Here is a 22769-nt window from a genome sequence, read left to right on the forward strand (position 1 = left end):
CTGGGGATGCGCGGATTGACACGCGTCTGTTTACATATAATGTCTTTTATCGTGAAAAAACATTTGTGCGTCAATTGTTTTTTCAGGAGGAGACCATGCGTCCGATGGACGCTTGGCTTGTGGGGAGCGGCGTCTGACACGCAGAGCGTTTGCTCTGCCGGGTGAGAGCCAGGACATATGTGATATCGCGCTTCAAGCCAGCCACAGCAAGCGCCGGCGCGCAACGGGGCAGGGATGTCGAAGAGCAACAACGTCTACAAGGACGCTTACAATAGGGGTCTGCGGCTGCTCGATGAGACGCAGAGCCTGCCGTCAGAGCCGGAGCTGGGCACTTTGCTTGGCGTCAGCCGTACCACCGTGCGCACCATTCTGGCGCGCATGGAAGAGACCGGGCTGATCGCGTGGAACAAACGCAGCAAGACAGTGCTCAGGACGCCGAAGCCGGATGATTTCTTCCCCGAGGAGGAGACAGACACACTGGCCCAGATCATCGAGCGGTCGTTTATGCGCAGGTTGCTGGCCGGCGGTGCAGAGGCCGGCATGCAGATCAACGAGCTCGAACTGGCGCGCGAGATCGGCGTCGGCACCACCAGCGTGCGCGAGTTCCTGATCCGCTTCTCCCGCTTCGGCCTGATCGAGAAGCGGCGCAACAGCCACTGGGTGCTGAAAGGATTTACCCGTGCCTTTGCGCTCGAACTCACTGAAATCCGCGAAATGTTCGAGATACGCTCGGCGGCGGCCTTTGCCGCCTTGCCTGGGGATAGTCCGGTCTGGGCGGATCTCGACCGGCTGGAAGACGAGCACCGGCTTCTGGCCAGCGAAATCGCCATCCGCTTCAACGAATTCTCGGAGCTAGACGAGCGCTTCCACCGGCTGATCCACCGGGCGTCGCACAACCGCTTCATCGTCGATTTCTACGACGTCATCGCCATGATCTTTCACTACCACTACCAGTGGAACAAGGCGCAGGAGCGCGAGCGCAACGAAGTCGCGGTTGGCGAGCATCTCGCCTACATCGCGGCGCTGAAATCGCGCGATCTCGGCAAGGTCGACGCCGCCTGCCGCAAGCATCTGAAGTCGGCACGCCACACGCTGTTGACGTCGATCCCGGAAATCGGCGGCCGCCCGGCTTCCTGAGCGCGACGTCCGAAGGGACGTTATGCGCACAAGATCTCTGCCTCATGCGTTATCCCAAACCGCTGCGCACTTTTGTGCGACATGGATCGAACGCGCCGCGTTGCCGCAGCGATGATTTGGCGATTTTCCGCCGACATGCCGCGTGCTAGATATCCACGCGTTGCTGCGTGAAGAGGCAGGTCTTTGGACTTCCGGCGTAAGAGATGGAGCATGACGGCCGCCTTTGTCGCGGCCTGTGTGCTGCTGCTCCAGTCGACGCTCGGCGTGTTTGCCTTCGGCATTGCGCCGGATGCCTCGCAACTCGACGCTTTCGGCAATGTCATCTGCAGCCATGAGGGAGCGGTCAAGCTTCCCGGCGGCGATCCGCACCAGCAGCATATGCCGGCGTGCTGCATGCTCGGCTGCAGCATGGCCTCCGTCGCCTATGCGCCGCCGGCAGGCGTCGGCCTGGCGCCGGTCAGCCAGTACTTGGAAACAGTCGCTTTTGCCCCGCCGGCAGTCAGGCATCCCGACGTCACGCGCGCGCGCTCTCCGGCCAACCCGCGCGCGCCGCCGCTTGCGGGCTGAAAACCGCCGCTCGCTTTGCGTAACCTGCGCAGGCGATAATCATCCAATGATAAACTCGTTCGCAGCCGGACAAAGGCGCGACCTCATATTCATGGAGCCTACCCATGTCCCGTTTTCGTCATGCCGGCGCGTTGCGCCGCAGCACCCCTATCTTCACCACTATCGAGCAGCGTCTCGGCAGCGCCCTCTTTGCCTTTGCACTGTTGTTCGTCGGCGCCCATTCCGTCCTTGCGCATGAGTTCAAGGCCGGTGACATCGAGATCGAGCATCCCTGGTCCCGTGCCACGCCAGCCGGCGCCAAGGTTGCCGGCGGCTATTTCACCATCGTCAACAAGGGCAGCGCACCAGACCGGCTGCTGTCGATTTCCTCCGACATTTCGGGGAAGGCCGAACTGCATGAAATGGGGGTGAAGGATGGCGTCATGACCATGCGCCCGGTCAGTGGCGCCCTGGACATTCCGGCGGGCGGCAAGATCACGCTGGGTCCTGGCGCCTACCACGTGATGTTCATGGATTTGAAGCAGCCGCCTAAAGAAGGCCAGATGTTTGCCGCCACGCTGACTTTCGAGAAGGCCGGAACCGTGACCGTCGAGTTTGCCGTGCAAGCCATAGGCAGCGCGCCACCCCTCGAAGACAACGACTGACCAATCAATTTGCCACCGATTTTTCGAGAGGACCATCATGAACAAGTATCTTTTGCCGGCCGCTGCATTCCTTGTCCTGGGGACAAGCGCTGCCTTCGGCCATATCACGCTCGAAACCCAGGAAGCGCCGGTCGGTTCGACCTACAAGGCCGTGCTGCGGGTGCCGCATGGCTGCGACGGCAAGGCGACGATTGCCGTGCGCGTGCAGATCCCGGAAGGGGTGATCGGAGTGAAGCCGATGCCGAAGCCGGGCTGGACGCTGCAGGTCAAGAAAGGCAAGTACGAGAAATCCTACCAGCTCTATGGCGAGGCGGTGACCTCGGGCGTCAAGGAAGTCGACTGGAGCGGCGGCAGCCTGCCGGATGAATTTTATGACGAGTTCGTCTTCCGCGGCACGTTGGCCGCCGATCTGCCGGCCGGGCAAAAACTCTATTTTCCGGTGGTGCAGGAATGCGATGGCGCCACCACGCGTTGGATAGAGATTCCGGCGGCTGGTCAGGATGAGGATGCGCTGGAAGATCCGGCGCCCGGCCTCAACCTGCTGCCCAAGAAATGATGCATTGGCGGCGCGCTGCCTCGAAGCGGCGCGCCACCGTTTTGGTGGATGGCATGAACGTGGCCTGTTTCCAGCGGATAGAACGGACAGCCGGCAGGTGCTTCAGCTTGCTGGCCGCGATCCTGCTGCTTGCCGTCCTTGCCACGCCAAACCAGGCCTTTGCCCATGCGGCGCTGATCAAGGCCGAGCCTGCCGACGGCGCGGTTCTGGAGCGAGCGCCGACACAATTTTCGCTGACCTTCAGCGAGCCTGTGTCGCCGCTGGTGCTGACCTTGGTGCGGCCCGACGGTACGCCTGTCGCTTTGACCTCGTTTCGGTTGAGCGACCAAACGGTTGAGATCGACAATCCACAAAAGCTCGGGCCGGGCACGCATGTCTTGAGCTGGCGGGTGATTTCCGCCGACGGCCATCCTGTCGGCGGCTCGGTGCTGTTTTCCGTTGGCGCGCCAAGTGCGGCGCCGGCGGTGGGGGAAGCTGTCGATATAGATTTGCGGTCAGCGATCTGGACCGGCAAGGTTCTTCTCTACATCGGGCTTTTCCTCGGCATTGGCGGCGCCTTCGCGCTGACATGGCTGGCGCAAGGCCAGCGCTCAGGCCAGCGCTTCGTCATTGCCGCCATCCTATGCGGGCTGGTCGCAGCACCCCTGTCGCTCGGGTTCCAGGGGCTGGACGCGCTGGGCGCGCCACTCGCCCGGCTGGCGCAACCGGTGGTCTGGCGGACGGCGCTTGGCACCAGCTTCGGCTGGACGGTGCTGATTTCGCTGGCGGCGCTCGGGCTTGGCCTGCTGTCGTTGGTCGGATCGCGTGCCGGCGCCAGGCCGTTGGCGCTCGCCGGGCTGGCCGGTGTGGGTGCAGCCCTTGCCGCCAGCGGCCATGCCAGTGCAGCCGAACCGCAATGGCTGACGCGGCCTATGGTGTTCCTGCATGGCGCCGGCATCGCTTTCTGGGCTGGAGCATTGCTGCCGCTCGGCTTGGCGTTGAGCAGCCAATCGGTGGAAGCCGGGGCGTTCCTGCGGCGGTTTTCGCGCGCGATCATGCCCGTGGTGGTAGTGCTTGCCGCCGCCGGTGTGGTGCTCGCCATCATCCAGGTGCAGACACCGGCGGCACTGATCAACACCGCCTATGGCCGGCTGCTGCTGATCAAGCTGGCGCTGCTGGTGTTTCTGTTCACGCTGGCGGCGGTCAATCGATGGCGGCTCACCGCCTTGGCCGAGGCCGGTGCGACGGAAGTGCGGCGTCGGCTTAGCCGCTCGATCTCAGTCGAAATGCTGATCGTGCTCCTGATCTTCGGCGTTGCCGCCGGCTGGCGCTTCACGCCGCCGCCACGGGCCCTGGCAATCGCCGCGGCACAACCGACGTCGACCCATATCCACACTATGAAGGCGATGGCCGACATCGACATCACGCCCGGCCATACCGGGGAGGTCACCGCCTCCATCGTCATCATGGATGGCGATTTCGGCCCGCTCGACGCCAAGGAAGTGACGCTGGTGCTGTCCAAGCCCGATTCGGGGATCGAGCCGATCAAGCGTCCGGCGACCAAGCCAGGCGACGGCACCTGGCGCGTCGATAATCTCGTCATTCCGATTCCAGGCCGCTGGACGGCACGGCTCGATATTCTGGTTTCGGATTTCGAAGTGGTAAAGATCGAAGCGCCGATCGATATCCGCGCCGACTAATATACCAAATGGCTATGCTTTCGTTTTCCGCATAAGCTACGAGTCGCCTTGTGCGGTTCATTGGCTTTTACTGGTGCATTGATATGTTCGGGATCGAGCGATGCCTCTGACGGAGCACTCTTTGTGGCAAAAAGCAATTCGATCAGCCGTCGTATCAGCTCGGTCTATAGCGAAAGTATGTTGCGGTCTTCTGGTCTTCTTTCTTGCCGGCGGGTGCGATCTCACAGGTAAAAAAGCTTGACGCAGCCGAGTTTGACCCGTGAGGAGCGCCTGAAGTTTGCCCGAGATTCCTACGCCAAAGAGCAATGTAAAAAGCAATGGGCGGTACTTTGGCCCTTGGCGCGAGAAGGCGATGGCGAAGCCCTGTCGGAGCTTGCCTATGAGCTTGAGCTCGGGCTCAAGATGCCGGCCACGGATTCGGATATGAAAGGCGATGCGCATGATGCCAATGTGACTGTCATTGCCATCTACGGTGCGGCAAAACACCCTGACGGCAATAGCAATCTCAACTATATCTTTGACCCTGCTCGATGGAATAAGGACGATGTCACGGTTGTATCCATGCGTTCAGGCTCGATCATTTATAGTTCAATCAACCCTCCTCCTCCGGCTTCAATGACAAAGTTGAAAAATTGCCTCTTTCAGGCAAATTCCTCCGCTGCCGGCGATTTATGCGTCGCCCAGGCCATCGAATTGGGGCTCATTCCAAGCTTTCGCGAATACAGCAAGGCCATGGACGCAGTCCTGGCTACATACCGCGCGGAGAGCTGCACTCCTCGTCCCTGGTAAGAGAATAGTACCCGACGCCTGAGCGCAACTTGGCTCCCGGAAAGCCGCGTCGGGCTCTCAACTCGCTCAGCCGAGTTCCTGGGCTAACCCGATGAGATGCCCTTCCGGCCCGCGGATGTAGCAGAGCCGATACACCTCCTGGTAACGGACGACTTCACCGACCAGCTGCGCGCCACGCTTGCGGAGCCTTTCCAGCGTGTCGTCGATGTCGTCCACGGTAAACATGACGCGCAGGTAGCCCAGGGCGTTGACCGGGGCGTTGCGGTGATCGGCGACGACAGTCGGCGTGAGGAAGCGGGAGAGCTCGAGCCGGCTATAGCCATCCGGTGAGCGCATCATGGCAATCTCGACGTGCTGATCGCCGAGCCCGGTGACACGTCCGGCCCACTCGCCTTCGATCGTCGCCCGCCCTTCCAGTTCGAGGCCGAGCTCGCGAAAGAAAGCAACCGTCTCGTCGAGGTCCTCGACGACGATTCCGACATTGTCCATCCGTTTGACTGCCATATGTCCAACCTATCGCCATATGTTCGATCGGCAAGGCGTCGCCTGGTCACCAATGGACCCTTCCTGACTCGGTCTGACACAACGCCGACGCAACACAATTCGGCGAGGCGGTTGACGTGGCCCGAAAGGCCCGTCAATCATCTCGCCGAAAAATGGGCATCCCGAAAAACGCGGCCTCAACAAAATCCGAAAGCAGGGAAGAAACGATGGAAAAAGCCGAAATCGGCCTGATCGGCCTTGGCACAATGGGCTCCAACCTGGCGCTCAACATTGCCGAGCACGGGCACCGCATCGCCGTCTTCAACCGCACCAAGGCACGCACCGATGCCTTCCTCGAAGGCGCCGGTTCGCTCAGGGACATGGTGGTGCCCTGCTACAGCCTGGAGGAACTGGCAGCTGCGATCAAGCCGCCGCGCCCGGTCATCATCATGGTGCTGGCCGGCAAGCCGGTCGACGAACAGATTGAAGCGTTGCGCGGCGTGTTGTCTGACAACGATATCGTCATCGATGCCGGCAACGCCAATTTCCGCGATACGATGCGGCGCTTTTCGGAACTGTCGGGCTCGGGTCTCACCTTCATCGGCATGGGCGTATCCGGCGGCGAGGAAGGCGCGCGCCACGGGCCGTCGATCATGGTCGGCGGCACCGAAGACTCTTGGAAGCGCGTCGAACGCGTGCTGACCGCGATCTCGGCCAAGTTCAAGGATGAACCGTGCGCTGCCTGGCTTGGCACAGACGGCGCCGGGCATTTCGTGAAAACCATCCACAACGGCATCGAATATGCCGACATGCAGATGATCGCCGAGATCTACGGTATCCTGCGTGACGGTCTCGGCATGGGGCCGAAGGAGATCGGCAAGGTCTTCGAGGACTGGAACAAGGGCCGGCTCGATTCGTATCTGATCGAGATCACCGCCAGGGTGCTGGCCGCTGACGATGCAAAGACCGGCAAGCCGGTGGTCGACATCATCCTCGACCGTGCCGGCCAGAAGGGCACCGGCAAATGGTCTGTCATCGAGGCGCAGCAGCTCGGCATTCCGGCGACGGCCATCGAGGCGGCGGTGGCGGCCCGCGTGCTGTCCTCGATCAAGGATGAGCGGCAGGCGGCCGAAAAAGCCTATGGCAATATCGGCGTCACCAAGATCTCCGGCGACAAGGCGGCACTTCTGAAAGACCTGGAGCTGGCGCTGCTCGCCGGCAAGATCGCCGCCTATGCACAAGGTTTCGCGGTGATGAGCGCCGCCTCGAAGGAGTTCAACTGGAACTTGCCGATGCCGACCATCGCCAAGATCTGGCGTGCCGGCTGTATCATCCGCTCGCAGATGCTCGACACCATGGCGGAAGCCTTCGGCTCGGGCGGCGCGTCCACCAACCTTTTGATGGCGCCGGCTTTCACCACCATGATGCAGGAGGCGCATCCGTCGCTTAGGCGCACCGTTGCCAAGGCATCAGAAGCAGGCTCGCCGGTGCCTGCACTGGCGTCGGCACTTGCCTATTTCGACAGCTACCGCCAGGGCCGCGGCACCTCGAACCTGATCCAGGCGCAGCGCGATTTCTTCGGCGCGCATGGCTTCGAGCGCATCGGCGAGCAGGGGGCTTTCCATGGCCCATGGGGCAGCGGCGCTGCCGGCTAGGGTCAGGTGAGGCGGACCTCTCAGGTCGTGCCAGTCAGCCCTGATACGCGACGACGTCGCCTGGCTTGACTACAGTCTGCAAAGAGCCAGGTGCCGCGCCGCCTATCCAGCCCAGCACGGCGCGGGCAAGCTCGGTGCCGGCGAGGCGGAAGTCTTCGTTGACGATCAGCAACTCCCGGCGGAACAGATGCAGCAGTTCCGACGATTGCTTGGACACGACATCGACGTCGCGGCCGAGTTTCAGGCCGGCATCCTCGATGCCGGCGACGATTGCCAGCGTCGCTGCGGCGGCGCTGCTGACGAAACCGTCCGGCCTGACGTCGCGGCGCATCAACTGCGCGGTCCGCGTCCTGATCTGATCGATCGACTGGTCGATCGAAACGGCGTTGAACGGCACTTCGCTGGCGTCGACCTCGCTCAGTGCGTCGGCAAAGCCATTGACCGTGTGGTCGTAGTAGGTGAGCCCGACCGGCGGCGCTACCAGCGCCAGCCGGCGCCGGCCGACGCCGGCCAGATGGCGCACCGCTTCGGCGGCGAAGGCGTAATTGTCGAAGTCGTGATAGGGGTGGACAAGCCCCATGTCGGTGCGGCCATGCGTGGCAAAGGGTATGCCACGCTCCAGCATGTAGCGGGCGCGCGGATCGTTGGGCTGCGTGCGTGAGATGATGACGCCATCGGCCGAGCCGGACTCGACCAGATATTTTACCGGGTCCAGCGGATCCTGCGAGCGCGAGTAGGGCGTGACGATCAGGTGATAGGGTGTGTCGGCAATGACCTCCGAGACGCCGTAGATGATGTCCGAGACAAAGCTCATGATCTCGCGCTCGGTATTGAGCACGAGGCTGATAACATTGGTCTTGCCGGTCCGCAGGCGCACGCCGGCGCGGTTCGGCCGGTAGCCGATCTGCCTCGCGACGAGTTGAACCCGCCGCCTGGTCTCGGCGCCGATCTCGGGTGCATCCTTGAGCGCGCGCGAGACGGTGGTGACGCCGAGCCCGGTCATGAAGGCAAGCGTCTTCAGCGTCGGCCGCTCATGCGCCGACGCCTCGTCGTCCTTGTCCGTCTGGTCCCTGTCCATTCGTCCCGCCCCGTCAGGCGCATAGCAGCCGCCGGACCAGCCGACAATCGCTTCGATGACGATGTGGCACGGTTCTTCGCAGTCAGGCCTCAATATACTGAAACGTTACAGATTTCCAACATCGCAGCGCGTGGGCCTCTCAAGCCATGGTTTTGGCAGGGTTTTGGCGGCCAGAAACGTTGCGCGACCATCAGGTTCGAGACGGTTTCTTGCGCTGCAGCATGATTTTGCAGCGCAGCACCCGGTTTTGCGCGGAGTTTGCCGGTTTGCACGCAACGAATTTGTTCGCGCCTCGAAAAAACATTCGAGCGCGTTTATCTCAGGGGTTGCACGCACCGCATAATTGCCGTATCGAAAATCTGTAACGTTTCAGATTCTGGGAGGAACCGAAATGCGCTATAGACTTTTGACCGCTGCCCTTGCCGCGACGGCCGCGCTTCAGCTTGCCGGCCCGGCGGCCGCCACCGACCTGGAAGTCACCCATTGGTGGACGTCGGGCGGCGAGGCAGCGGCGGTTGCGGAATTCGCCAAGGCCTTCGACGCCACCGGCAATCACTGGGTCGATGGCGCCATTGCCGGATCCGGCGGCACGGCACGGCCGATCATGATCAGCCGCATCACCGGCGGCGATCCGATGGGCGCCACCCAGTTCAATCACGGCCGGCAGGCCGAAGAACTGGTGCAGGCCGGCCTGATGCGCGACCTCACCGATGTCGCCACCAAGGGCAAGTGGACGGAAATCGTGCGGCCGAAGAGCCTGCTCGACAGCTGCACCATCGACGGCAAGATCTACTGCGTGCCGGTCAATATCCACTCCTGGCAGTGGTTGTGGCTGTCGAACGAAGCCTTCGAGAAGGCCGGCGTGCCGCTGCCGAAGGACTGGAATGAATTCGTGGCGGCAGCGCCCGCCCTGGAAAAGGCGGGCATCATCCCGCTCGCTGTCGGCGGACAGGCCTGGCAATCTTCCGGCGCCTTCGATGTGCTGCTGGCGGCGGTCGGCGGCACCGATGCATTCCTCAAGGTCTACAAGGACAAGGACGCCAAGTTCGCCGCTGGGCCCGAGATCGCCAAGGTCTTCAAGGCCGCCGACGATGCCCGCAAGATGGCGAAGAACACCAATGTGCAGGACTGGAACCAAGCGACCAATCTGGTCATCACCGGCAAGGCCGGCGGCCAGATCATGGGTGACTGGGCGCAAGGCGAGTTCCAGGTTGCCGGCAAGGTCGCCGGCAAGGACTATGCCTGCCTGCCGGGCCTCGGTCTGAACGAAGTTATCGCCACCGGCGGCGACGCCTTCTATTTCCCGCTGCTCAAGGATGCCGACAAGTCCAAGGCGCAGGAGGTGTTGGCAGAGACGCTGCTCGACCCTAAGACTCAGGTCGCCTTCAATCTCAAGAAGGGCTCGCTGCCGGTGCGCGGTGACGTCGATCTCAATGCGGCGAACGACTGCATGAAGAAGGGTCTGGCCATCCTCGCCAAGGGCGCCGTCATCCCGTGGACGGACCAACTGCTTTCGCAGGATACCCAGAAGCAGAAGGAAGATCTCTTCGCCGAATTCTTCGCCAAGCCGGACCTGACCATCGAAGACGCGCAGAAGCGCTTCGCCGACCTCATCGCTTCGGCAGACTGACGTTGGAGGCAATACACCTCGCTCCCGGCCTTGCGAAAGCAGGGCCGGGATCGCACCGCCCTTACCCAGCCGGCTGACGAGATGAGCAAGAGCGAACGCCCCAACCCGCTGTTCCGCAACATCAATGCGAAGGTCGCCTCGATCCCGATGATCCTCACCGCGTCGGTGGTTTTCGTCGGCGGCACCGTCTGGACGGTGTTCTATTCCTTTACCAATTCGAAGCTGCTGCCACGGCTGAATTTCGCCGGGCTCGACCAGTATTACCGGCTGTGGGCGACGCCGCGCTGGCTGATCTCGATCGAGAACCTTTTGATCTACGGCGCGATCTCGCTGGTGTTCTCACTGGTCATCGGCTTCCTGCTTGCAGCGCTTCTCGACCAGAAGATCCGTTTCGAGGACACGTTCCGCACCATCTTCCTCTATCCGTTCGCGCTTTCCTTCATCGTCACCGGCCTGGTCTGGCAGTGGCTGCTCAATCCGGATTTCGGCATCCAGCATGTGGTGCGGGACCTCGGCTGGACGAGCTTCAACTTCGACCCGCTCTACAATTCCAGCATCGTCATCTACGGCATTTCGATTGCGGCGCTGTGGCAAGGCACCGGGCTCATCATGTGCCTGATGCTGGCCGGCCTGCGCGGCATCGACGAGGACATCTGGAAGGCAGCGCGGGTAGACGGGATCCCGATGTGGAAGACCTATCTGTTCATCGTCATCCCGATGATGCGGCCGGTTTTCATCACCACGCTGGTCATCATCGCGTCGGGCATCGTCAAGGTCTACGACCTCGTTGTCGCCCAGACCAGCGGCGGCCCCGGAATCGCCTCCGAAGTGCCTGCCAAATATGTCTATGACTACATGTTCTTCGCACAGAATCTTGGCCAGGGCTTCGCCGCCTCGACCATGATGCTGCTCTCGGTGGTGATCGTCGTCGTGCCGTGGGCCTACCTTGAATTCGGAGGCAGGAAGCGTGGCTGACCCGGCCGTCCCTTTGCCCGCCAGCGCGGGTGCCGCCGAGCGCGAAGCCTCGGGGCCGCGCGGGCCGAAGCCGCGGCATGTCTTCTCGCGCCGCAACATCTTCCTCTATGGCACGCTGATCGTGGTGGCAGTCTACTATCTGCTGCCGCTCTATGTGATGGTGGTCACGTCGCTCAAGGGCATGCCCGAGATACGGATGGGCAATATCTTCTCGCCGCCGCTCGAAATCACGTTCGAACCGTGGGTGAAGGCGTGGGCGACGGCCTGCACCGGCCTCAATTGCGACGGGCTTTCGCGCGGCTTCTGGAATTCGGTGCGCATCACGGTGCCGTCAGTGCTGCTGTCGATCGCGATCGCCTCGGTGAACGGCTATGCGCTCGCCAACTGGCGCTTCAAGGGCGCCGACACATTCTTCGTCATCCTGATCGTCGGCGCCTTCATCCCCTATCAGGTGATGATCTATCCGATCGTCATCATCCTGCGCGAGATCGGCCTCTACGGCAGCCTCAGCGGCCTGGTGATCGTCCATTCCATCTTCGGCATGCCGATCCTCACGCTTTTGTTCCGCAACTATTTTGCCTCGATGCCGGAAGAGCTGTTCAGGGCGGCACGGGTCGACGGCGCCGGCTTCTGGGGCATCTTCCTGCGGATCATGGCGCCGATGTCGCTGCCGATCTTCGTCGTCGCCATCATCCTGCAGGTGACCGGCATCTGGAACGACTTCCTGTTCGGCGTCGTCTACACCCGCCCCGACACCTATCCGATGACGGTGCAGCTCAACAACATCGTCAATTCGGTGCAAGGCGTGAAGGAGTACAACGTCAACATGGCCGCCACCATCCTGACCGGCCTTGTGCCACTCATCGTCTACTTCATTTCCGGCAAGCTTTTCGTGCGCGGCATCGCCGCCGGTGCGGTGAAAGGGTGATGGCGATGACGGCAGCCAACGGCACCAGCGTTTCGATCCAGGATCTGTCCCTGAATTTCGGCTCTGTATCGGTGCTGCAGACCCTCAATCTCGAGGTCGCAGAGGGCGAGTTCATCGTGCTGCTCGGTCCCTCGGGCTGCGGCAAGTCGACCTTGCTCAACTGCATCGCCGGGCTGCTCGATATTTCCGAAGGCCGCATCTTCATCAAGGGCAAGAACGTCACCTGGGAAGAGCCCAAGGATCGCGGCATCGGCATGGTGTTCCAGTCCTATGCGCTCTATCCGCAAATGACGGTGGAGAAGAACCTGTCGTTCGGCCTGCGCGTTGCCGGCGTGCCTAGGGACGAGATCGCCAAGCGCATCGCCCGCGCCGCCGAGATCCTGCAGATCGAGCCGCTTTTGCAGCGCAAGCCCGCGGCCTTGTCAGGCGGCCAACGCCAGCGCGTGGCGATCGGGCGGGCTCTGGTGCGCGACGTCGACGTCTTCCTGTTCGACGAGCCACTATCCAATCTCGACGCCAAGCTGCGCTCGGAACTGCGCGTCGAAATCAAGCTTCTGCATCGCAAGCTGCAGAACACCATGATCTACGTCACCCACGACCAGATCGAGGCGATGACGCTGGCCGACCGTATCGCGGTCATGCGCGGCGGCGTCATCCAGCAGCTTGACGCGCCGCAGACGATCTATAACCGGCCGGTCAACCGGTTTGTCGCCGGCTTCCTCGGCTCGCCGGCGATGAATTTCCTCGAAGGGGAGCTGGAGGCCAGTGCTGCTCCAGTGTTCAGGACCGACGGTGTTTCGGTGCCGCTCGATCGCTATACCTTTGACGGCACGGAGCGCCCGGCCGGCGCTTGCGTGCTGGGCATCCGGCCTGAACATATCGCTTTCGGTGACGCGGCGAAGTCGATGCCGTTTTCCGCCGGCGGTTCGGTCGAGATCGTGGAGCCGATGGGTTCCGACACGCTGGTGTGGACGAAGCTTGCCGGCCGCAACCTCTCCTTCCGCGTCGAGGCGGAACGGACGCTGCGCAGCGGCGATCCGATCCAGTTCGGTTTCGATCCGGCGCGCGCCTCGCTGTTCGACGCTGCGACCGGCAATCGCCTGTGACCCTCTAGAATCATCCGCAAACCATCCTCCCAAGAACGATCCCCCTAAAACGATCTCGCGAAAACGATCCCCCGAAAACATCCCCAAGCCTTAACCACCCAAGAAACGGACAGAGACGATGAACTGGTCATTCCAACTCTACAGCGCCCGCAATTTCCAGCCGTGGGACGGCATCCTGAAAATGCTCGGCAAGCTCGGCTACAAGGAAGTCGAAGGTTTCGGCGGCGTCTATGACGACCCCACGGCGTTCCGCGCCGAACTCGACAAGAACGGGCTTTCGATGCCGACCGGACATTTCTCGATCGATGCGCTGGAGAATGATTTCGACGGCGTACGCAAAACAGCCGACGCACTCGGCATCACGCTGGTCATCTGTCCCTATCTGCTGGCCGAGCAGCGGCCGGCCGACGCTGCCGGCTGGCGCGGCTTTGGCGAGCGTCTGGCCAAGGTCGGCGAGACCGCAAAAAAAGCCGGCTACGGCTTTGCCTGGCACAACCATGATTTCGAGTTCAAGACACTCGCCGACGGCTCGGTGCCGCAGGATCACATCCTGTCGGCTGCGCCCGACATCGGCTGGGAGATGGACGTCGCCTGGGTAATCCGCGGCGGCGTTGATCCGCTGCCGTGGATCGAAAAGCACGGCAAGCGCATCAGCGCCGTCCATGTCAAGGACATGGCCAAGTCAGGCGAAGGCCTTGACGAGGACGGCTGGGCGGATGTCGGCCACGGCACCATCGACTGGGCCGGCCTGATCAAGACACTTCGGGCGAAGAGCGCGGCCAAATATTACGTCATGGAACAGGACAACCCCAACGACATCGAGCGCTTCGCCAGCCGCTCGCTCGCATCCGTCAAGGCTTACTAGGAACAATCATCATGGCAAAGAAACTGGGTATCGGCGTCATCGGCTGCGGCAACATCTCGAAAGCGTATTTCTCGCTGGCGCCTCTGTTTCGCGGCATCGAGATGCGCGCCTGCGCCGACATCAACATGGACGCGGCCAAGGCACGGGCGAAGGAGTTCAAGCTGCGCGCCGAGACCGTCGAAGAACTGCTCAAGGATGACGAGATCGACATCATCGTCAACCTCACCATCCCGGCGGTGCACTACGGGGTGTCGAAGCAGATCCTCGATGCCGGCAAGCACGTCTATTCGGAAAAGCCGTTCGTGCTGTCGGTCAAGGAAGGCCTCGACCTCAAGAGCCGGGCCGAGAAGAAAGGGCTGCGCATCGGTTCGGCTCCGGACACTTTCCTCGGCGGCGCGCACCAGCTGGTGCGCAACCTCGTCGACACCGGCGCGCTCGGCAAGATCACCAGCGGCACCTGTCATGTGATGGGCCACGGCATGGAGCACTGGCACCCCAATCCCGATTTCTTCTTCCAGCCGGGCGCCGGGCCGGTGCTCGACATCGGGCCTTACTACATCACCAACCTGATCCAGCTGATCGGGCCGGTGAAGCAGGTGGCGGCCTTCGCGACGACGCCTGCCAAGGAACGCACGATCTCATCAAAACCGCGCGCGGGCGAGAAAATCCCGGTCAACACGCCGACGACGATCCACGGGCTGCTGGAGTTCGAGAACGGCGCCGTGATCACGCTTAACACCAGCTGGGACGTCTGGGCGCATGGTCATGCGCCGATGGAACTCTATGGCGAAACGGGCACGGTGTTCGTGCCGGATCCGAATTTCTTCGGTGGCGACGTGCGCATAACCAAGGCGGCAAAACCGGTGAAGAAACTGCCGAAATGGCAGCATCCGTTCGGCGTGCCCAACGAAATGCACGGCCAAGGCATGATGGCCAACTACCGCACCGCAGGCCTTGCCGACATGGCGCTGGCGATCGCCGAGGGCCGGCCGCATCGTTGCTCGATGGAGCTCGCGCTGCATGCCGTCGACGTCATGACCGGCCTGTTGCGGTCGGGCGAGACCGGCAAGTTCGTCGCTATGCAGACCAGCTGCGAGCGGCCGGCCGCGCTCGGCGTCAAGGACGCAAAAGGACTGTTGGCGAAGCAGAAATGAGGTAGAAGGGTGTCGGCGCGCTCGCGCCGACATCCATACAATCCAGGATCTGTACCCATGCGCTGGCAGCCGGCTGAAAACCGCTATGAGAAAATGCTCTACAACAGGTGCGGGCGATCCGGCCTGAAACTGCCGGCGATCTCGCTCGGCCTGTGGCACAATTTCGGCAACGACACGCCACACAAGACCAAGCAGGCGATCGCGCGCAAGGCCTTCGATATCGGCATCACCCATTTCGATCTTGCCAACAATTACGGCCCGCCGCCGGGCTCGGCCGAGATCGCCTTCGGCGAGATATTGCGCACCGACTTCGCCAGTTATCGCGACGAGCTGATCATCTCGACCAAGGCCGGCTATGAGATGTGGGCAGGGCCTTACGGCGAATGGGGCAGCCGCAAATATGTGCTGGCGAGCCTCGACCAGAGCCTGAAGCGGATGGGGCTCGACTATATCGACATCTTCTATTCGCACCGCTTCGATCCGGATACGCCGCTTGAGGAAACGATGGGCGCGCTCGACCATGCGGTGCGTTCTGGCAAGGCGCTCTATGCCGGCATCTCGTCCTACAATTCGCAGCGCACGCGCGAGGCCGCCGACATATTGAAGCAGCTCGGTACGCCCTGCATCATCCATCAGCCGAGCTATTCGATGCTCAACCGCTGGGTCGAAGAGGACGGACTGCTCGATACGCTGGAAGGGCTCGGTGTCGGATCGATCGTGTTCTCGCCGCTGGCGCAAGGCATGCTGACCGACAAATATCTCGGCGGCATCCCCGAGGGTAGCCGCGCCAGCCAAGGCAAGTCGCTGCGGCCCGCCTTCATCAACGAAAAGACCATCGCTAACATCCAGGCGCTGAACGCGATCGCCGGCAAGCGTGGCCAGACGCTGGCGCAGATGGCGCTAGCCTGGGTGCTGCGCAAGGGCCGGGTCACCTCGGCGCTGATCGGCGCCAGCCGGCCCGAACAGGTCGAGGACTGCGTCGGCGCGCTCAAGGTGCTCGAGTTCAGCGATGCCGAGCTCGCCGAAATCGACACTTACGCACGCGAGTCCGACATCAATCTGTGGGCGGCGTCGGCCGAGCGCAAAGGCCCGCCGCGGAAGTAAGCGGAACAGCCGGCACCGGACATGAATTAAAACGGCGGGAAAGATCCCGCCGTTTTGCGTTTATCAAGCTTCGGGCCCGTTCAGGGCTTCTTGGCCGTGCCGAGACCGGCCCTGGGCGCCGCCGCGGCTGCCGGAGCCGGGGTCTTCATCTTGGCTTCGATCCAACCCGTATAGTTGGCCAATCGCGTGTAGATGCCATAGGCATTCTTGTGGCCGCAAGCGGCGGTGCCGTCGGACGGACCTTCGCCCCAGGAGACGACGCCGACCTGGACCGGACCGTTGGCGCCGGTCATGAACAGCGGACCGCCGCTGTCGCCGTTGCAGGCGTCGCGTTCGCCGCTGTCGGTGCCGGCGCAGATCATGTTCTTGGTCAGCGGATCCGACATATCGGCGGCGATCGCATTGGCGGCGGCATCGATGCCCTTTTCCGAATAACGCATCCGATGCGAGAGATCGCCAAGTGCCGCCTTCAGGTCATGCGCATAGATCGACTTGATGCCGCTGTTGCAGGCAGCGCTCGGCTCGAGATCGAGATCGGCCACCATCAGCGCGGTCGGGAAGGTGCCGTCCTGCATCTTGCCCCAGCCGATGACCGTGGTCTTGCCGCTGTCTGGCGTCGGCTCATTGGTGATCTTGATGACCGGCGCATCGGCGGGCTCCGCCAGCCGGAGCAGGCCGAGATCATTGTCCAGCGTCTGTTCGCTGTAGCCCTCGTTGACGATGACCTCGACCACCTTGTAGCGCTTGCCTTCGGTAAGATCGGTGGCGCCGGTCAGCACGGTCACCGTGTCGGGCGAAATCGGCCGGCCCTTGTCGTTGAGGCAGTGCGCCGCCGTCAGCACCCATTGCGGAGCAATCAGGCTGCCGCCGCAGAATTGCGCGTTCGGCTGCGAGGCCGGGCTGGGGTCCAGCCGGGCGCTGGTCAGCAGCGCCACCTGGAACGGATAGGCCCCTTTGTCGGCTTCCTTGCCGCCATAGACGCGGTCGGCCCCGTCGGGATTCTCGGCCTTGGCCTTGTCCCGGGATTCGGCGACGCGCTGCATCGGCGAGACCGCCGCTTCCGGCCTGGCGGCGTCGTCGGCTGCATAGAGCGCGTTGACGGCGGGGAAAGCGGCCGCGATGCCCAGCAGCGATGCAGCGGCAAGCGGCCTGAACCGATGGATAATGTTCACCTTGAAACCCTCCTGAGATGAAAAATGCCGAGCCATGCCGCACTGACGCATAACCAACAGAAGCGGTAGCGGTACCTCGATCGCCTTCTGCCAGAACGAACGACATCCGCGCGGTCATAAAACCGAAATACCACTTTTGCTAATCGTGCCCCATCGGGCAGAGCCCACCCAAACCCTATAGCCCCCCACGGCCTACGTGGAAGCGATTTGTCATTGCCAATGTTGGATTATTTTAGGCAGTATATCGACGCGGGTGCGTTTGGCGGAGGGCTTTAACGAGGCCGCCCGGACCGATGATCCGATACGGGCGGGTAACCAAACTAATTTTTTAACTCCACCACGATCTCGACAATATTTCTGTATTTTGCTCCACTCCTTGCTGACCTTTGGGAGAGTCTCACCATGACGAAACTGACAAGCACTATCATTGCGTCCGCACTGCTATCCACCGCACTGTGGACGATGCCTGCCTTCGCCGCCGATCCCGGCTCAGCGAATGCCGGCAATGGCGAAAGCATGCGCGATCTCGGAACGGGCGACTACCAGCCCGGCCGTGCAAAGCCGATCGCGCCGCCGAAACTGACCGAAGATGAAGCCAGCCGGGCAGCGCCGCTGACCGACGAGGGCACGGCGGTCAAATCCTATGGCATCGTCGGACGTTCCGCCGATGGCAAGGACATCAAGATCGATGCAGGCGAGACGCTGAAGGACCTTGTCATCAAGGAATTGAACGCGCCCGCCAACACACCGAACGCCGACAAGACCGGATTGACGGGCGGCGACGAAGCCGGCCGCCAGGTGTTCGGGGCCGACGATCGCGAGCAGATCAAGAACACCAAGACCTACCCGTTCACCGCGATCGGGTATATCGAAGGCAAAGCCAAGAGCGGTTATGGCAGCTGCTCGGGAACCCTGATCGGTCCGCGCACGGTGCTCACCGCCGCGCATTGCCTCTACAGCAATGAAGATAAGGCTTGGCTCGACGACGTCATCTTCGTGCCGTCGCTCAACGGCAACACCGCCGACGATGCACCGTTTGGCGCTTTCAGCTATGAGAGCGTCTACATCCTGCAGGGCTTCATCGACAATTATCAGGGTTACTACGGCTCGGTCATTCCGTGGGACCTCGGCATCATCACGCTGAAGCAGGATGTCGGCACCAATCTCGGCTGGCTGGGTTATGCCAACTATGAGAACCTCGGCGATTTCACCGCCAACATCGTTGGCTACCCCGGCGACAAGCCGATGGGTACGATGTGGAAGGCGACCTGCGAAGTGAAAGCCGAAAACATCGGCGCGGAGTATTTCCAGTACGACTGCGACACCTATCCGGGGTCGAGCGGCAGCTCGGTCTACGCCTATGACAATGGCGCCAAGCAGCGCGTCGTCACCGGCGTGAACGTGGCCGAAAGCCCCAACGCCAACACAGCGGTGCGCCTGAACGCTGCCAACGTGGCGTGGATCAACAGCCTGTACAAATAAGGCCCGATCTTTCGCCGGCAAACAGCGGCGAGAAACAGCATTAGCAAACCGGCGGCGGGACGTTCCTGCCGCCGGTGTTTTTGTATCGGAACACCTCTCTTGCACTGTGTTACAGCGGTGCTTACGCTAGGCGATCCAAGGGGTTGGGTAAGATGGCGCGGGCAAGAATGATCTTCGGAGTCAAAGCGATGGCGGCTGCATCCATGCTGGCCGCACTGACATGCTTTTCCGCTATGGCCGATCAAGGCGGTGCCACACCCGATGGCGCCTGGGCCGAGCGGGTGCAAATCCTCTATAAAAGCGAAACACGTTCGGTGCTGCGCAAGAATGTACGGGTCTGGGATTCCCACCCGGAATTGGGTCTTGATTTCACCTGGGAGCCGGCAGCCGGCGTGTCGCCGGACCGCACCGTCGCAGCCGACGGCACCGTCAACGGCAAGGGCAGGCTGGTCTGGCGCGTACGCGGCTCGGCGAGCTATGACCCCAAGACGATCTATTCCAGCTATTTCGGCGAGATCAGGAATGGCCGCCCTGAAGGACAAGGCCGGCTGGAGCTGCGTTCAGGCGAGATTCTCGACGGCCGTTGGGTCGCCGGCCAGCTCTACGGCCATGCGATCCATGTCGATGCCGACGGCAATCGCTATGAAGGGCAATTCAGGGCCGGTGTGCCGAATGGCGAGGGCAGGCTGGAGACGAAGACAGGCGAGATATTCGTCGGCTCTTTTGCCGATGGGCTGAAGGACGGCAAGGGCCGCACCCGGCTGTCCGGCGGCACCGTCTACTGGTCGCAATGGGCGATGGGCAAGGAGATCGGCGGTGCGCGCCCCGACGTGCTGGCCGATGCCAGAGTGGGCGGGTTGCTCAAGGCGCAGACCGGCGGCGGTTCCGCCGACAAGGTCGAGATCGGCATTGCCGTCGACCAGCGCATGACGCAGCAGGCCGACATGCAGTACCAGCATCTGGTGCGCGACGAAGACATCGCGATCTATCCGGTGTCGGACCAGTACAACGATGCCTGGAACGGCACCGGAGAGATTCGTACCGGCAATGTCTATGAAGGCATGGACTGGGAGACGGCGCCGGCCTTCGCCGAAGTCGACCTCAAGACCACCGACCGGTCGAGGGTCAAGATCGACAGCCTGGAAATGAAGGTGGCCGCGAGCGAGGCCTACCGCAAGCCGATGCTGTCGATCAGCGAGCACTATGGCTGCGTCGGCTTCCGCCCCGACTTCTCGATCGTCAACAATGGCTGGGGCGACGTGAAAGACATGAAGATGTCGATCCAGTTCACCAGGACCGACGAGGAGGACAACGCGACCGGCGAGCCGAGCCGCATGTTCACGAAGGACATCGGCACTTTCGGCGATGGCGTCGACGTCTCGATCAAGGACGTGCTGACTGAAGCCGGCGTCGACACAACCACGCTCGAGACCGAGCGCTTCACCTGCCCGTCAAGGGACAGCCTGGATGTCTGCCGCGCCCAGGTGGCCAACAAGGTCAAGTTCGGCGACGTTGCCGATTACGTCAGCGGCAGCGTCGAGAAAATGAGCGTGACCGGGATTGGCAAGCTCGATTATTCCTGGGCGGACGATCAGGGCGCTGTCTACCAGCAGAGCGAGCCGTTTCGCGTCATCGTCTCGCTGGTCAGCATCGAGGTCCCAGAATCGCTCGCCGAATGCGGCGATGGCGGCGGCGCGTCGCCCGAAGCGCTGCGCTACCAGAACATCGAATTTCCGATCGGCAAGACCGATTACAGCATCCCCATGCCGGTGCGCGGCAACAAGAATCTCAGCGCCTACACGGCACGGCTGAAAATGTGGTCGTCAATGTCGTCGATCCATCGCTTCAGCATCGCCGCCCATTTCGCCGATGGCAGCACACGCGAGAGCAAGCCGGCCACGTTCTTCTATTTCAGGCCGAAGCAGTCGCTGTTCGAAACCAGCACCAAGCCGGCGGTCTGCTATCTGCCGGAAGATCTGCAAGGCTGTTGAGGTCCTGTCACGTCCTTTCGGGAATCGCGTCATTTCGAGCCCATCTCGAAAAAATTGGGCAGCGGGATCAGCCGGGCAAAGATCGTGCCCTGGCTGAACACCCTGAGTTCCAGCATCGTCCCGGACGATCGTTCGGCTTTCTGGTCGAACAGGAAATTGCCGAGCGAATAGATCTCCGCAACATCGCCGCCGCCGAGCGGCAGGATCGCCTCGCTCGATACATGCGGATGACCGCCGACGATTGCCGTGACACCGCGCAGCCGCATCTGGTCGGCAAGCATCTCCTCGCGCGGCGACGGCTCCGTCTTGTACTCGCGGCCCCAATGGACGAAGGCAATCACCGGCCGCTCGGCATTGTCGTGCAGCAGCCGGTCGAGCAAAGCAGGCGTCAGAAGGTCGGTGTTCCTGGAGCCGTTGGTATCGATGTCGGTCAGCCCGACCAGGTCGAGATCGGCAAGCGCCAGCGTCTCGCCCTGCCCGAAATGGGCGATGCCGGCCGCATCGAGTGCGGCCAGCGTCTCGGCATAGCCTGACGGGCCGAGGTCGTAGGCGTGATTGTTGGCGAGGCTGACAGCGGCGACATGCAATTTCTTGAGCATGTCGATGGCGAGGTCTGCGGGCATGGCCAGCGTCATGTCGTCGATCGCTTCAGGGACGTTGGGCAGGATCACGCCTTCGAGATTGACGATCAGCGGCCGCGAGCGGGTCAGGGCCAGCACGCTTTCGACGATCTTCTCGGCAACACCGTCGCGGACCAGGATCTTCTTCATGGCGCGGCCGAAATTCACGTCGCCCGCGAAATAATAGAGCTTGTCGTCGGGACGGGCAGGATTGTTGAAGCCGGGGCCGAAGGCGCCGAACAGCGCCACGACATAGCTGGTGGTGCGCTCGACATAGTGGCTTGAATGCGCCTGCGAGTTCTCGTTGGCGACGACCAGCGGCGCAGCACCGAACAGTTCGCGCTGCAGCCTGGTCTGGATATAGAGCGCACCGACCGAATCGGCGTGATCCGGCTGGCGCAGCGCCGCGATGCCGTCGAGCGAACCGGCGGCGAGCATGTTCAGCGTCTGCTGGTCGAAACGCCTGGCTTCGTGCTGCGGCAGATAGTGGGAGAAATCGGTGGATTCGACGATCAGCGTGTCCTTGTCGACCATCGCTTTCAGCGCCTGCGCCAGCCGGTCCCAGTCGGCTCGCTTGGCTTTGACCGACATCGCCACCGGCACGATTTCAGCTTCGGGGAAATAGTGATGCAGGAAAGGCAGCATCGCCTGCACGCCATGCTCCCTGGCGAACAGGCAGGAGTCTTCGACCATGTCGCTGTTCGCTTCCAGAAGGTGCACGGCTTCCGTGTCGGCCTGGACTGGACCGAGCACTGTTTCAAAACCGCGCGGCGTCGTAGCGAAGAGTTTCTGCGTCTCGTGGAAATGGTCCGGCGACAGGATGACGATGCGCTTGTAGCGGAAGCCGGACGCGGCGTGGAAACCGAGTGCGACGAGATCTGCGACGAGCAGGTGGTGGGGGACTGTGATGCCGGTGAGGCGTTGGTTGGACGGCTCGATTCTGGCGACGGCGGCGATGGCGTCGGTGAAGGGTGTGGGGTCGGAGTAGAAGGACGGGAAGTTTGTGTCGCCGGGCGGGCAGGTGATGGGGGCGGCAGACGCTTGAAGCACTGAGAGGATAAGCAAGGCGGTGGCAAAGACCAGAATGCTGGTCCGTGCCCAGGCACCCCCCGCTGTCCTGCCGGACATCTCCCCCGCAAGGGGGGAGATTGGAT

Annotated in this window: 20 protein-coding genes; 16 read left to right on the forward strand and 4 right to left on the reverse strand. The window is 62.3% G+C overall.

All coding sequences use genetic code 11. The features are described from left to right. Positions 1 to 234 precede the first annotated feature (234 nt). From X728_RS152750 to X728_RS152725, 6 genes are all read left to right on the forward strand, one after another. Positions 235 to 1137, forward strand: coding sequence for a GntR family transcriptional regulator (locus tag X728_RS152750; protein WP_023700141.1), 903 nt, complete (start codon positions 235 to 237; stop codon positions 1135 to 1137). A gap of 210 nt (positions 1138 to 1347) precedes the next feature. After that, complete coding sequence (locus tag X728_RS152745; RefSeq protein ID WP_023831619.1) at positions 1348 to 1704, forward strand: DUF2946 family protein; 357 nt, start codon at positions 1348 to 1350, stop codon at positions 1702 to 1704. 104 nt (positions 1705 to 1808) lie between these two features. Next, positions 1809 to 2348, forward strand: coding sequence for a copper chaperone PCu(A)C (locus tag X728_RS152740; RefSeq protein WP_023824644.1), 540 nt, complete (start codon positions 1809 to 1811; stop codon positions 2346 to 2348). A gap of 37 nt (positions 2349 to 2385) precedes the next feature. Beyond that, on the forward strand, positions 2386 to 2904 hold the full coding sequence (locus tag X728_RS152735; protein WP_023669809.1) for a YcnI family protein: 519 nt from the start codon (positions 2386 to 2388) through the stop codon (positions 2902 to 2904). A gap of 53 nt (positions 2905 to 2957) precedes the next feature. Further along, entirely contained in the window at positions 2958 to 4583 is a 1626-nt protein-coding gene (locus X728_RS152730; protein ID WP_023831620.1) for a copper resistance CopC/CopD family protein, read from the forward strand. A 237-nt stretch (positions 4584 to 4820) separates the two neighbouring features. Further along, a complete protein-coding gene (locus X728_RS152725; RefSeq protein ID WP_023831621.1) occupies positions 4821 to 5372 on the forward strand; it encodes a hypothetical protein in 552 nt (183 codons plus the stop codon). Between the two features lie 66 nt (positions 5373 to 5438). Here X728_RS152725 and X728_RS152720 read toward each other — a convergent pair whose 3' ends face one another. Next, on the reverse strand, positions 5439 to 5876 hold the full coding sequence (locus X728_RS152720; protein ID WP_023831622.1) for a VOC family protein: 438 nt from the start codon (positions 5874 to 5876) through the stop codon (positions 5439 to 5441). A 206-nt stretch (positions 5877 to 6082) separates the two neighbouring features. On the opposite strand from X728_RS152720, the gene gndA reads away from it, so the two are divergent. Next, positions 6083 to 7510, forward strand: a complete 1428-nt coding sequence (gndA, locus tag X728_RS152715; protein WP_023704233.1) for an NADP-dependent phosphogluconate dehydrogenase — start codon at positions 6083 to 6085, stop codon at positions 7508 to 7510. 34 nt (positions 7511 to 7544) lie between these two features. Here gndA and X728_RS152710 read toward each other — a convergent pair whose 3' ends face one another. Next, the gene (locus X728_RS152710) at positions 7545 to 8588 is read right to left on the reverse strand and encodes a LacI family transcriptional regulator (RefSeq protein WP_023824641.1); all 1044 of its coding nucleotides are present in this window, start codon (positions 8586 to 8588) and stop codon (positions 7545 to 7547) included. A gap of 391 nt (positions 8589 to 8979) precedes the next feature. On the opposite strand from X728_RS152710, the gene X728_RS152705 reads away from it, so the two are divergent. The 7 genes from X728_RS152705 (at position 8980) to mgrA (ending at position 16350) form a co-directional block, all read left to right on the forward strand. Next, on the forward strand, positions 8980 to 10218 hold the full coding sequence (locus X728_RS152705) for an ABC transporter substrate-binding protein (protein WP_023683028.1): 1239 nt from the start codon (positions 8980 to 8982) through the stop codon (positions 10216 to 10218). An 81-nt stretch (positions 10219 to 10299) separates the two neighbouring features. Further along, positions 10300 to 11193, forward strand: coding sequence for a sugar ABC transporter permease (locus X728_RS152700; protein WP_023683029.1), 894 nt, complete (start codon positions 10300 to 10302; stop codon positions 11191 to 11193). Beyond that, positions 11186 to 12121, forward strand: a complete 936-nt coding sequence (locus tag X728_RS152695; protein ID WP_023669802.1) for a carbohydrate ABC transporter permease — start codon at positions 11186 to 11188, stop codon at positions 12119 to 12121. The genes X728_RS152700 and X728_RS152695 overlap by 8 nt, the downstream gene beginning before the upstream one ends. 5 nt (positions 12122 to 12126) lie before the next feature. After that, positions 12127 to 13227: an ABC transporter ATP-binding protein gene (locus X728_RS152690; RefSeq protein WP_023728557.1), complete on the forward strand. Its 1101-nt coding sequence runs from the start codon at positions 12127 to 12129 to the stop codon at positions 13225 to 13227. Between the two features lie 118 nt (positions 13228 to 13345). After that, positions 13346 to 14092 (forward strand): sugar phosphate isomerase/epimerase, encoded by a 747-nt coding sequence (locus tag X728_RS152685; RefSeq protein WP_023831623.1) that lies wholly within the window; start codon positions 13346 to 13348, stop codon positions 14090 to 14092. Positions 14093 to 14103: 11 nt separating this feature from the next. Next, positions 14104 to 15246, forward strand: a complete 1143-nt coding sequence (locus X728_RS152680; protein WP_023691996.1) for a Gfo/Idh/MocA family oxidoreductase — start codon at positions 14104 to 14106, stop codon at positions 15244 to 15246. Between the two features lie 57 nt (positions 15247 to 15303). Continuing rightward, on the forward strand, positions 15304 to 16350 hold the full coding sequence (gene mgrA, locus X728_RS152675; protein ID WP_023831624.1) for an L-glyceraldehyde 3-phosphate reductase: 1047 nt from the start codon (positions 15304 to 15306) through the stop codon (positions 16348 to 16350). 80 nt (positions 16351 to 16430) lie between these two features. On the opposite strand, the gene X728_RS152670 is transcribed toward mgrA, so the two are convergent. Continuing rightward, positions 16431 to 17522 (reverse strand): trypsin-like serine protease, encoded by a 1092-nt coding sequence (locus tag X728_RS152670; RefSeq protein WP_023831625.1) that lies wholly within the window; start codon positions 17520 to 17522, stop codon positions 16431 to 16433. Between the two features lie 402 nt (positions 17523 to 17924). Between X728_RS152670 and X728_RS152665 the strand changes: the two genes are divergently transcribed. Then, positions 17925 to 19004 carry a serine protease gene (locus tag X728_RS152665; protein ID WP_023733608.1) on the forward strand — a complete coding sequence of 360 codons (1080 nt, stop codon included), beginning with the start codon at positions 17925 to 17927 and terminating at the stop codon, positions 19002 to 19004. A 188-nt stretch (positions 19005 to 19192) separates the two neighbouring features. Further along, a complete protein-coding gene (locus tag X728_RS152660; protein WP_245266141.1) occupies positions 19193 to 20995 on the forward strand; it encodes a hypothetical protein in 1803 nt (600 codons plus the stop codon). A 29-nt stretch (positions 20996 to 21024) separates the two neighbouring features. Here X728_RS152660 and amrB read toward each other — a convergent pair whose 3' ends face one another. After that, a complete protein-coding gene (gene amrB / locus X728_RS152655; RefSeq protein ID WP_023831627.1) occupies positions 21025 to 22743 on the reverse strand; it encodes an AmmeMemoRadiSam system protein B in 1719 nt (572 codons plus the stop codon). Positions 22744 to 22769 lie beyond the last annotated feature (26 nt).

This window comes from Mesorhizobium sp. L103C119B0 (genome assembly GCF_000502235.1).
Classification (GTDB): Bacteria; Pseudomonadota; Alphaproteobacteria; order Rhizobiales; family Rhizobiaceae; genus Mesorhizobium.